This window comes from Klebsiella sp. M041, assembly GCF_059759695.1.
Map to the genome: position 1 here is coordinate 1 of NZ_JCAXWU010000042.1, position 10,755 is coordinate 10,755.

The window sequence follows — 10,755 nt, forward strand, 5'->3', positions numbered from 1 at the left end:
GCCAGTTGGTGATTTTGAACTTTTGCTTTGCCACGGAACGGTCTGCGTTGTCGGGAAGATGCGTGATCTGATCCTTCAACTCAGCAAAAGTTCGATTTATTCAACAAAGCCCGGGCATAACGCAAATCCGTTACTAGCCTGTGCGCATTGTGAAGCTTTTTAACGACTTCCTTGATGAGTCGAAAATTAGAAGATCGATGGCTGTCATTAACTTCAGGGAGAAGTTTCTTTGCCAGCAGCCATAAGGTATTCAGGTTATGGTTATCTTTTTTGTACTGGTCTGTATCCGGCTCTTCTGATAGTACCAAAGCCAGTCCGACAATTTGTTTGATAAGGAGTTCGATGTGATGCCTGTAGAGAAACAACACCGGATAAACCAGAAAATCCTGGTCCCGCCCGGATTCATCAATGTGTTTAATCAGAATGTCAGCAGCCCGCCGGTAACCTTCGGTGTAAGCTGTCCCGTGATCAGGCATGTAATTCAAACATGCGTTATTGTGCCAGTCGCTGTCGCTTGCCAGTAACCCCGGTTCTGACGCTTTTTTCTTTTTCATGGTCTTTTCTGTACCGATGATCTGTTGATAAATCCCGCCACTGAACTCTTAGTAAGGACGCCATTGCCAGTAGGAATCTAATTCATTAGGGTCGATATATTGGCCTTCAGGGGGAGTTGAATATATATCGTCCGCAGCTTCATGCATGATGCCCTTTCCTGGAACAGTGACCAGATACCACATTTGATTCCACGGATGCCATTTGGCTACCGGTCTCCCACATCCAGTAACAATGGTTGGCTGGCCACTCATCTGCTGAGCCTTTGGTGACTGGCTGTCGTACCAACTCCAGTTTTTTTCTGTAAACCAGAGATGCTGATGCTTATAGATACTGTTTAACACTTACCAAACTTCGTCTGTGAATTTCACGCCATCAAATCCTTCTCAATAAATAGTCACTCAGAGTAATTATGACGGGCGGCAGATTTGTCTGCGCACAACCATGCGTCTGTCACCCGGATGATTTTCCCCTGCCGACATCATTTTCAGGCTGATAATAAGCAGCCATATAGCCACGTCGTTAAATTACCGGATGGCCGTTTCGGTGTGATCTGATTTTTTGCGTATTTAACAGTTTCCGGAAGTGTACCACGGTCAGGGAATAAGCAAAGCGCCCTTTTAGGGGGGGAGCGGCTCGTCACGGGGCAGGGGAGGGACACAACATATAGCGTCACTGTCAGCTGGGAACACCGCTACATCTTGTGTTGCCGGGCCGCTGCGCGCCGGAGGCCGGAAAGCAGATCCGGAACTGGTATTTTTCGGATCTGCGGTGGAGAAATGAGAAAACAGAATAGGTACAGCATATCCATATGCCATGCATCTGCATAGGCCAGACATACGCATATGTCAGTCATCTGCATATGTGACACCTATACAAACCAATCCGACAGGCATATACTGCACATATGCACTCATACATCATGCATGATCAGCCGGAGGAACATCCATGCGCACAGTTTCGATATTTAAAAACGGCAATAACCGCGCCATCCGTCTGCCCCGGGACCTGGATTTTGACGGCGTCAGCGAGCTGGAGATCGTCCGGGAAGGGGACAGCATCATTCTGCGTCCCGTCCGGCCGACCTGGGGCTCGTTCGCGCAGCTGGACAGGGCCGATCCGGACTTTATGGCGGAACGCGAGGATGTGGTCAGCGACGAAGGACGATTTGACCTGTGAAAAAGACTTTTATGCTCGACACAAACATCTGCTCGTTCATCATGCGCGAGCAGCCGGAAGCGGTGCTGAAGCGCCTGGAGCAGGCGGTGCTGCGTGGCCACCGTATCGTGGTCTCGGCCATCACCTACTCCGAGATGCGCTTCGGCGCCACCGGCCCGAAGGCCTCCCCGCGCCATATCGAGCTGGTTGACGCGTTCTGTGCCCGCCTCGATGCCATCCTGCCCTGGGACCGGGCCGCGGTGGATGCGACCACGGAGATTAAGGTGGCCTTGCGACAGGCCGGGACGCCGATTGGTCCGAACGACACGGCGATAGCCGGGCACGCCATCGCGGCCGGCGCCGTTCTGGTGACGAATAATGTAAGAGAGTTTGCGCGGGTCCCGGGCCTGGTGCTGGAAGACTGGGTGAATTAATCCCGTAAAAATTTCCGTGACGGAGACGACAGACATGAATGCTGAACACACCGACTACGGCTGGCTTTTCAGTGAACCGGCTGAAGAAATTTCCGGCGATATTGTTATTGATCCGGAACTCCTTCCGGAGGAGCTTAAACTCGCCGCTATCCAGATTTTGCTGGATCGGATTGACCGCGATACGGCAGAGAAAAAACTTGCCGAATTAATACAGAAGCTTGAGTTTGATATCACCGCTGCCGAACTGTCAGCGTATCTTTTTAAACCGGGCCATGCCTGACGGCTTACCCGGTACCATTAATACAACGTTAATCTGAAACTGATATCGCCGGAGGGGAGCATCATGATGGTAACAGGAATTAACACGGTACGTATCGGCGGTGAAGTGAAGCATATCACCGAGCTCGATGCGCTAACACTCATGCATGAATGGTCCAAGCTGAAAAAAGAGAATGCTCACCTGTATGACTATAACCGTCAGGTTAACCGGGGCTGGCGCGGCTTTGTCCTGCGCCTGATGGGTATCCATTTGCCTGTCAGAGACCATTCGCCCGGTATTTAACCGCTGTGACACCGACCGGGAAGGGCTGACAGGGAAAGGGTTATTGATAAGATATACTGAAACAGATGGCTCAAAAATATGACAACAGAACATTCTTTTCGCGGTTATTACAGCAGGATGGGGGATTATCTTTTCCCGGTACATCCGGACAACTCATATTATGACGCTGAAGCCCGTCAGTATATTTCTGAGTTATTGCATCGCCACGCGGGGAATATCAATTCTGCCCGGGAATTTCTGGCGCTGCTGGAGACATTTGTACCGGAAAGTGTGCAGCACAGCATCGATAATCCCTCATGGTCAACCGGGAAGCAAATTGAACGACTGAACATGGCAAAAGGACTCATTGAAAGTCGGGTTCGCGAGCGTTTTGGGTCAGAATTTTCAGGGGATATTACACCTTAAACGAACGTATCAGGTGTACGGGAAATTAACGGGGATCCGGAACAGCCAGAAACCGGATCTGCGCGGCGGGAAACGCGCAAAGGATATGATAATCAAACCAAACACATAAAATCATACTGAATGTGATATTTAGCATTAAACACACAATAATATCTGATATGATATTTGAATTATTAGTAAGAAATCATACATGATATGATTTTTAACCTAACCGGACATGTTCAGACGGAGCGAGCAGGATGGATGAGAAGGAAGTGAATTTTTCACTCAGCTATGAGCAGCTGACCCGGATAGCGGAAGAGCGTATCCGTGAATGCAATCTGGACAGCCAGGGCGCGATTTACATCAGCGAGTCAGCCAAGGCCGGTGCCGTGCTGAGCTATTGGTATGAACTGGCCATAAATGGCTATGCCTCAGTGAATGCCATAAAGAGGCAAGAGCTCATAGACGCCGATCACCTGCGCCTCAGAAAACTCATCTGGCCGGAGGCGGACAAGCAATGACTCAGGCGCGCCGACCATCGCCGCTGCAGCGGCGGGTGCTGATTGTGCTGGCCGCCCTCGATGCGAAACGTCCGGGGCCGGTGGCGACGCGGGATATCGAGCGGGTGCTGGAGCAGGGCGGGGATGCCCCGGTGTACGGGCCAAACCTGCGCGCCTCCTGCCGGCGCATGGAAGCCGCGGGCTGGCTGCGCACCCTGCGCGCCCCGAACCTGCAGCTGGCCGTAGAGCTGACGGAGGCCGGTCGCGGCATTGCAGAACCGCTCTTCCAGGCAGAACGCGAGGCTGAAACGGCACGACAACGACTGACAGACGTCCGGCGTCTGCCGTTACGCCAGACGGCTGCCGGTGACGCGGTGGAGTTGCAGCTGGGTGACGGTCATTACTCCCTGCGGGAAGCGGCCTACGTGATCCGTCTGGACGGTACCACCTGCCTGCAGCTGACGGATGCCGGCGGCATACGCCGGATAAAAGAGGGCGATCCCCTGCAGGTGGCCAGCTGGTATCAGACCTGTTTTGATGCAGGCCTGCCGGTCACCGTCCAGGTGAATGAGAGCCGGGACTGATCGCCACCACACAAGGAATATGAGCATAAAATGAAAGTCACTGAACCCGGGCTGAATAAGCTGATCGATAACCTGAACACCCTGATTTGCGATGACAGCCTGCTCACGCGCCAGGAGCGTGAAACGCTGGTACTGGCCGTCGCCGCTATCGGCGCCATGAAAGCGCGCGTCGGCTTGAAAAAAGGCGATGCGCCGACCGTTGCCAGACGGGAAAAAAGGGAGAAAAAAGACCGCCAGCCTGATCCGCGTTTTCCGCGAGCCGGTCATCCCTGGCAGGAAGACGAAAAAACCTTACTGAGTGATGCGCTCGATTCGGTACCGGACGAAGAGATTGGCAAGCATCTGTTCTGGCTTTCCGAGAAACTGGGCAGAACGCCTTTCAGTGTTGCTTTCCAGATCGCGGCAATCAGGGAGCTGCAGGACGGGTGGGAGGAGCAGTTCAGGGAGATTTCGGATAACATACGCTTGTCCGGTCTGAGCATCAGTGATTATCTTACGCAGAACGGCACGGGCCATAACGCCTGAAAGAAATTTGCGTTATTTGTAAAATTAAATACCATGGAAGCCTCAGGATATAAAAAACTAATGACCAAACAAGAATGGATTTTACGACTACGGCGCTGTACATCGAAGGAAACCCTGGAAAGGGTAATAGAAAAAAATAAATATTCTCTGTCAGATGATGAGCTTGAGCATTTCAATGCTGCGGTTGATCACCGGCTGGCGGAAATGGCAATGGGGAAGTTTTATGACAAAATACCTGCAGGCGTCTGGAAATATGTTAAATAATACAGCCGGCATCAGTCTGTTCGCAGTTATCTCACCTGGAGCGCAATCATGAATATGATATTTGAACTGATTGGATTGTTACTGGTAGTCGGATGCGCATTCTTCACCACTTTTTTCTTAGCCGCAGTAGCAGGCACTATGGTAGTTATTCTTGGATGGGGAATTTCTATTGTCACCCCGAAGGTGGTTACCTGTACTAATGATTGCATCACTACTGTTTTTGATGCCAAACCCTTTGGCTGGCTTCTGATTGTGTTTTCATTAACCATGATGTTCTTTATTATCAGAGGTATGATTAAACGTTAGATTGCCTTTAGTGTGTAGTTAAATCATCATCACAACAGCGTTAATCTGAAACTGATATTGCCGGAGGGGATCATCATGACGGGAAGAGGCATTAACACAGTATGTATCGGCGATGAAGTGAAGCACATCACCGAGCTCGATGCACTAACACTCATGCATGAATGGTCAAAGCTTACAAAAGAAAATGCAGACCTGTATGACTATAACCGTCAGGTTAACCGGGGGTGGCGCGGCTTTATTCTTCGCCTGATGGGTATCCATTTGCCTGACAAAAACCGTGTTTGCCTTCATGGCATTAATGTCAGAAAAGAATCCATCTATCCCGACTGAAGCCGTGCCGGCAGTGATAGTGGGGTCCGCTTGGAAAACGGAATCTATGGTCACTCCCGTTTTTGCAACACCGATTTTGACGACAAGTTGGCTTGCTTGAATCTATCCGGCGTCTGAATGGGATTTTATTCCCGCGCCTCGATGAGTTCCGCGCCTGATGAACCTCCAGAAAATATACGGCTTCAATGAGCCTTTCCGTTTTACAGGTTCCTCAACAGGCCGGTGGGCCGTTAGTATCATCAATATTAGTATTCGCAAAACCAGATGAATGATTGTTTAAACTGGTGTATTTCTGCCTTTATGCTTCGTAAGTTTGCTGTCGCGCCGTCAGTGCCCAGGCTATTCTGGCCAGCTTGTTTGCCAGAGCACAGGTGACGACAAAGTTGCTTTTCCGACACAACAACTCCCTGACCCAGTCGGCCAACTTGCCAGACTGGTGTTCCAGTTTTTGTATGAATACCCTGGCACACTGAACCAACAAAGTTCGGATCTTTTTGTTGCCCCGCTTGCTAATCTCTAACAATGTCGTCCGACCTCCCGTGCTGTACTGTCGGGGTACCAGCCCTGTTGCCGCCGCAAAGTCACGGCTGCTGGCGTACTGCTTCCCGTCGCCAATCTCAGTTGAAATAGTACTGGCAGTCAGCGTTCCAACGCAGGGAATACTCAGCAAGCGCTGTCCAACCTCATCTTCGTCCAACTTTCGTTTCAACTGAGATTCCAGATCTTTAATCTGCTCAACAAGATAGTGATAATGCTGTTGTAATTTCAGCAGTAACTGGCTGAGATAAAGAGGCAAACTACTGTCCTCAAGAAGGGTACTCAGTCGACTAATAACGGCAGCACCTCGCGGAACGCTGATACCAAATTCCAGCAGAAAAGCATGCATCTGATTAGTTGTTTTCACCTTATCCTGAACCAGGGATTCACGGACACGATGCAGAGCTCGCATTGCCTGCTGAGATTCGGTTCTGGGCTGCACGAAACGCATAGATGGACGTGATGCTGCTTCACAGATAGCTTCAGCATCAACGAAGTCATTTTTGTTGCTTTTAACGAATGGGCGGACAAATTGCGGTGATATCAGCTTTGGAAAATGCCCTAACTCTGCCAGCTTGCGTGCCATAAAGTGAGAACCGCCACAGGCTTCCATCGCGATGGTTGTTGCCGGGCATGTCGCCAGAAATTCGATTAGCTTTGGTCGGGTGAATTTTTTACGGTAAACGGCCTTCCCACGATGATCCTGACAATGAATATGGAAAGAGTTCTTACCCAGATCGATACCAATAAGCGCAATGTTTTCCATGATGGTTCTCCGAATGAAAGCCTGTCCTCAGCATAGTACTGGGAAGGAGGGAGTGACCATCTCATTAAATATCCTACGTTAAGCCTGTTTCTTTAGCTGGCATTACAAAAAGCGAGCGTCTGCATGGTACAGACAGACACCCGAATACGATAAAAATGAGACGAAAAAAACAGGTTACTTAACCCGCTTCCCCGTTTCGTCAATGACCTTTTCGCCGTCCTCTTTGGTAAACGCTCCTTTCTGACCTTCAGGTAGAATATCCAGCACTATTTCTGAAGGGCGGCAAAGACGAGTGCCAAGCGGCGTAACGACTACCGGCCGATTAATCAGGATCGGATGTTGAAGCATAAAATCAATCAACTGCTCATCACTGAATTTCTCTTCATCAAGGCCCAGGTGTTCATAAGGCTCAACATTCTTACGCAGCAATGCACGCACCGTAATTCCCATATCTGAAATAAGTTTAATCAGCTCATCACGGGTCGGTGGCGTATCGAGATAATAAATAATGGTCGGTTCGTTACCGCTGTTACGGATCATCTCCAGCGTGTTGCGTGAAGTGCCGCAGGCCGGGTTGTGATAGATGGTAATGTTGCTCATATCTTTATCTCATTACAAAGTGATGGAAAGCCGCAACGCCAGCGCGGCCAGAGTGACAAACAGCACGGGCAGAGTCATGATAATGCCGGTGCGGAAGTAATAACCCCAGGTGATCGTTATATTTTTCTGGGCAAGCACATGCAGCCAAAGCAGGGTTGCCAGACTGCCAATCGGGGTGATTTTCGGGCCTAAATCGCAGCCAATCACGTTGGCATAAATCATTGCCTCTTTGACGACGCCAGTCGCCGTACTCCCGTCAATCGACAGCGCGCCAATCAGCACCGTCGGCATATTGTTCATCACCGACGACAGGAACGCGGTCAGGAAGCCGGTGCCGAACGTTGCTGCCCATAACCCCTTTTCTGCCAGCAGGTTCAGTACACCAGACAGATACTCCGTGAGCCCGGCATTGCGCAGGCCATAGACCACCAGGTACATGCCCAGCGAAAAAATCACGATCTGCCATGGCGCACTGCGCAGGACTTTCCCTGTGTTGATGCCATGACCTCTTTTCGCCACGATAAACAGTACTGCTGCGCCAGCAGCTGCTATCGCGCTGACAGGGATCCCCAGCGGCTCCAGAACGAAGAAACCGACAAGCAGCAATAACAGGACAATCCAGCCCGCCCTGAACGTTGCCGCATCCTTTATCACACTGGCAGGCGTCTTCAGCAGCGAAACGTCATACGTTGCCGGAATATCCCTGCGGAAGAAGAGATGCAGCATGATCAGCGTGGCCGCAATCGCTGCCGCATCCACGGGGATCATAACGGAGGCGTACTGCGTAAAGCCCAGATCGAAGAAGTCCGCCGAGACGATATTCACCAGGTTAGAAACAATGAGTGGCAGGCTGGCCGTATCTGCAATAAATCCTGCAGCCATGACAAAGGCCAGTGTCGTGCCCTGGCTGAACCCCAGTGCGATCAGCATCGCAATCACAATCGGCGTCAGGATCAGCGCGGTGCCATCATTGGCGAACAAAGCAGCAACAGCGGCACCGAGCAAGACTATCCAGGTGAACAGCAGGCGGCCACGTCCGTTACCCCAGCGGGAGACGTGCAGTGCGGCCCATTCAAAGAAGCCGGACTCATCAAGCAGCAGGCTGATGATGATGACCGCAATAAATGCCGCTGTCGCGTTCCAGACGATATTCCAGACAACGGGAATATCAGCGATATGGATGACACCGGTTCCCAGCGCCAGCACAGCCCCGATACTCGCGCTCCAGCCAATACTCAGGCCTCTGGGTTGCCAGATCACCAGTACCAGCGTCAGTAAAAATATACTCCCTGCCAAAAGCATCTCAGACCCCATCATATATGATTTTGTAAATATGTTTTCCTGCCTCAGCAGGAGGTGCAGGCTGATTTGTCCAGCCATTCACGTACATCCTCGCGCAGACACTGCCAGGTCGTCGTGATTGTCTCTGCTGCCCACGCCGGAATATGGGGTGACAGACGATAGTGGATCCATTTGCCTTCCCGACGGTCAAGAACCAGATCAGCCTCGCGAAGGATAGCCATATGTCGCGAAATTTTGGGCTGCGATTCGGAGGTGGCAACGCAGATATCGCAGACGCACAATTCTCCGGACTCACGGAGAAGCATGACGATGGCTAGCCGTGTTTCATCCGACAGGATTTTGAAAAGCTGAACAGGTTGTAGCATTTTTCACTCCGTTCCCTTTAGAATACACATATGTTAGATCATATGTATTAACTTTAAAATCATCTGTTCTCTCCGGAGGAGAAAAATGGAACAATTTCCAGCCCTGAATACTGACTGTTTTGATCAACATATTGCCGAACGTCTGCACCTGCAGGAGCCCCCACGGATTCTGATCCTGTATGGCTCAGTAAGGGAGCGCTCCTACAGTCGCTTTGCCGCGGAGGAAGCAGGTCGCCTGCTGACGGCGATGGGCGCGGAGGTGAAATTCTTTAACCCCTCCGGTTTACCCCTGCCGGATGATGCCCCGGATACGCACCCTAAAGTCTCCGAGCTACGCGGGCTGGTCAGATGGTGTGACGGGATGGTGTGGAGCTCGCCGGAACGGCACGGGGCTATGAGCGCGGTGATGAAGGCGCAGATCGACTGGATACCGTTGAGTGAAGGCGCGGTTCGTCCTTCGCAGGGCAAGACACTTGCAGTGATGCAGGTTTGCGGCGGTTCGCAGTCCTTCAATGCCGTGAACCAGATGCGCATTCTGGGCCGCTGGATGCGGATGTTCACAATTCCCAACCAGTCCTCGGTGGCGAAAGCCTGGCAGGAATTTGATGAGAACGGAAGGATGAAGCCGTCCTCATGGTACGACCGTATCGTAGATGTCGCAGAGGAGTTGTTTAAAATTACGTTGCTGCTCAGGGGACAAACCAGCTACCTTGCAGATCGCTACAGCGAACGAAAAGAGAGTCATCAGGAACTTTCGTACCGCGTCAATCAGGAAAAAATATAACGCCTTCTGATCGTATAAATACACACCATGAGCGTTTTCACAAAGTCTCCTTCTGCCAGGCAGCGGATAATCTTACATGTGTCTGTCGTTTTCAGAAGACGGCAGACCGGACTAAAACCATAGGCATATCATTTGCCTTCAACAAGTTCACCGAACAGCTCTTTCACCCTGTTTCTGGCGTCCGTTAGCGCTATGTGCCCTTGTCCGGTGATTTCATATACTCGCCGACTTCGTCGACCGGCCTGAACATGTCGTGAGGTGAGATACCCCTTCTTTTCCATACCGTGCAGCATCGGATACAGGGTACCCGGGCTGAGTTGATAACCGTGGTGTCGCAATTCCTCAATGATGCCCAGACCAAAGACGGGTTCTTTGGCTGCATGATGCAGGATGTGCAAACGGATCATCCCGCCGTAAAGATCTTTGTCGGTCACGCCCGGAACCTCACAGTGCTAAACTCAACAACCAACCCGCAACACCGCAACTCACTACGACCAGCCACGGCGGCAGTTTCCAGAACATCAGAGCGACCAGTGCCACAAGGGCAAGGCCGAAATCTTGCGGAGCGAGAACTGCGCTCGTCCATACTGGTTGATAGAGAGCTGCCAGCAGAAGGCCAACTACGGCTGCATTAATACCCTGCAACGCTGCTTGTGTACGGATATTGCGGCGCAGACTTTCCCAGAACGGCACTGTTGCAAATAGTCGGTGGTGATAAACTTATCATCCCCTTTTGCTGATGGAGCTGCACATGAACCCATTCAAAGGCCGGCATTTTCAGCGTGACATCATTCTGTGG

Annotated in this window: 20 protein-coding genes and 1 pseudogene; 12 read left to right on the forward strand and 9 right to left on the reverse strand. The window is 51.2% G+C overall.

Translation table 11 applies throughout. From position 1 onward, the window contains the following. From AC6CWS_RS26025 to AC6CWS_RS26035, 3 genes are all read right to left on the reverse strand, one after another. Positions 1–79: hypothetical protein (locus tag AC6CWS_RS26025; RefSeq protein ID WP_223602338.1), on the reverse strand; the 79-nt coding region annotated here is incomplete at its 3' end. A gap of 1 nt (position 80) precedes the next feature. Beyond that, positions 81–554, reverse strand: a complete 474-nt coding sequence (locus AC6CWS_RS26030) for a hypothetical protein (RefSeq protein ID WP_065905236.1) — start codon at positions 552–554, stop codon at positions 81–83. Between the two features lie 48 nt (positions 555–602). After that, entirely contained in the window at positions 603–896 is a 294-nt protein-coding gene (locus AC6CWS_RS26035; protein WP_124989603.1) for a hypothetical protein, read from the reverse strand. Positions 897–1,500: 604 nt separating this feature from the next. Here AC6CWS_RS26035 and vapB point away from each other — a divergent pair. From vapB to AC6CWS_RS26090, 11 genes are all read left to right on the forward strand, one after another. Beyond that, positions 1,501–1,731, forward strand: a complete 231-nt coding sequence (gene vapB, locus AC6CWS_RS26040) for a type II toxin-antitoxin system VapB family antitoxin (RefSeq protein WP_021312476.1) — start codon at positions 1,501–1,503, stop codon at positions 1,729–1,731. After that, positions 1,728–2,144, forward strand: a complete 417-nt coding sequence (locus AC6CWS_RS26045; protein WP_021312475.1) for a type II toxin-antitoxin system VapC family toxin — start codon at positions 1,728–1,730, stop codon at positions 2,142–2,144. The genes vapB and AC6CWS_RS26045 overlap by 4 nt, the downstream gene beginning before the upstream one ends. A 34-nt stretch (positions 2,145–2,178) precedes the next feature. Then, positions 2,179–2,424 (forward strand): hypothetical protein, encoded by a 246-nt coding sequence (locus AC6CWS_RS26050; RefSeq protein ID WP_065905238.1) that lies wholly within the window; start codon positions 2,179–2,181, stop codon positions 2,422–2,424. Between the two features lie 63 nt (positions 2,425–2,487). Continuing rightward, on the forward strand, positions 2,488–2,706 hold the full coding sequence (locus AC6CWS_RS26055) for a hypothetical protein (protein ID WP_021312527.1): 219 nt from the start codon (positions 2,488–2,490) through the stop codon (positions 2,704–2,706). Positions 2,707–2,784: 78 nt separating this feature from the next. After that, on the forward strand, positions 2,785–3,111 hold the full coding sequence (locus AC6CWS_RS26060) for a hypothetical protein (RefSeq protein ID WP_124989605.1): 327 nt from the start codon (positions 2,785–2,787) through the stop codon (positions 3,109–3,111). Positions 3,112–3,350: 239 nt separating this feature from the next. Further along, positions 3,351–3,614, forward strand: a complete 264-nt coding sequence (locus tag AC6CWS_RS26065) for a hypothetical protein (protein WP_004118691.1) — start codon at positions 3,351–3,353, stop codon at positions 3,612–3,614. Then, on the forward strand, positions 3,611–4,177 hold the full coding sequence (locus tag AC6CWS_RS26070) for a hypothetical protein (RefSeq protein WP_009654312.1): 567 nt from the start codon (positions 3,611–3,613) through the stop codon (positions 4,175–4,177). The genes AC6CWS_RS26065 and AC6CWS_RS26070 overlap by 4 nt, the downstream gene beginning before the upstream one ends. Positions 4,178–4,207: 30 nt before the next feature. After that, entirely contained in the window at positions 4,208–4,702 is a 495-nt protein-coding gene (locus tag AC6CWS_RS26075; RefSeq protein ID WP_016528789.1) for a hypothetical protein, read from the forward strand. A gap of 60 nt (positions 4,703–4,762) precedes the next feature. Further along, positions 4,763–4,966, forward strand: a complete 204-nt coding sequence (locus AC6CWS_RS26080) for an HHA domain-containing protein (RefSeq protein WP_004150739.1) — start codon at positions 4,763–4,765, stop codon at positions 4,964–4,966. A gap of 48 nt (positions 4,967–5,014) precedes the next feature. Further along, the gene (locus AC6CWS_RS26085) at positions 5,015–5,272 is read left to right on the forward strand and encodes a hypothetical protein (protein ID WP_004098928.1); all 258 of its coding nucleotides are present in this window, start codon (positions 5,015–5,017) and stop codon (positions 5,270–5,272) included. 75 nt (positions 5,273–5,347) lie between these two features. Continuing rightward, a complete protein-coding gene (locus AC6CWS_RS26090) occupies positions 5,348–5,602 on the forward strand; it encodes a hypothetical protein (RefSeq protein ID WP_032731922.1) in 255 nt (84 codons plus the stop codon). A gap of 298 nt (positions 5,603–5,900) precedes the next feature. Here AC6CWS_RS26090 and AC6CWS_RS26095 read toward each other — a convergent pair whose 3' ends face one another. The 4 genes from AC6CWS_RS26095 to AC6CWS_RS26110 form a co-directional block, all read right to left on the reverse strand. After that, entirely contained in the window at positions 5,901–6,905 is a 1,005-nt protein-coding gene (locus AC6CWS_RS26095) for an IS110-like element IS5075 family transposase (RefSeq protein ID WP_065905242.1), read from the reverse strand. Positions 6,906–7,079: 174 nt separating this feature from the next. Next, positions 7,080–7,505: a glutaredoxin-dependent arsenate reductase gene (gene arsC / locus AC6CWS_RS26100; RefSeq protein WP_023316432.1), complete on the reverse strand. Its 426-nt coding sequence runs from the start codon at positions 7,503–7,505 to the stop codon at positions 7,080–7,082. Positions 7,506–7,517: 12 nt separating this feature from the next. Further along, positions 7,518–8,807 (reverse strand): arsenic transporter, encoded by a 1,290-nt coding sequence (locus AC6CWS_RS26105; protein WP_065905244.1) that lies wholly within the window; start codon positions 8,805–8,807, stop codon positions 7,518–7,520. A gap of 44 nt (positions 8,808–8,851) precedes the next feature. After that, positions 8,852–9,172, reverse strand: a complete 321-nt coding sequence (locus AC6CWS_RS26110; RefSeq protein ID WP_004206577.1) for a transcriptional regulator — start codon at positions 9,170–9,172, stop codon at positions 8,852–8,854. An 85-nt stretch (positions 9,173–9,257) separates the two neighbouring features. Between AC6CWS_RS26110 and arsH the strand changes: the two genes are divergently transcribed. Then, positions 9,258–9,956 (forward strand): arsenical resistance protein ArsH, encoded by a 699-nt coding sequence (arsH, locus tag AC6CWS_RS26115; protein ID WP_016151343.1) that lies wholly within the window; start codon positions 9,258–9,260, stop codon positions 9,954–9,956. Positions 9,957–10,084: 128 nt separating this feature from the next. Here arsH and AC6CWS_RS26120 read toward each other — a convergent pair whose 3' ends face one another. After that, a complete protein-coding gene (locus tag AC6CWS_RS26120; protein ID WP_004206574.1) occupies positions 10,085–10,390 on the reverse strand; it encodes a PadR family transcriptional regulator in 306 nt (101 codons plus the stop codon). 10 nt (positions 10,391–10,400) lie between these two features. Further along, positions 10,401–10,652: pseudogene (locus tag AC6CWS_RS26125) on the reverse strand (chromate transporter); the annotation flags it as partial. Positions 10,653–10,755: the final 103 nt, after the last annotated feature.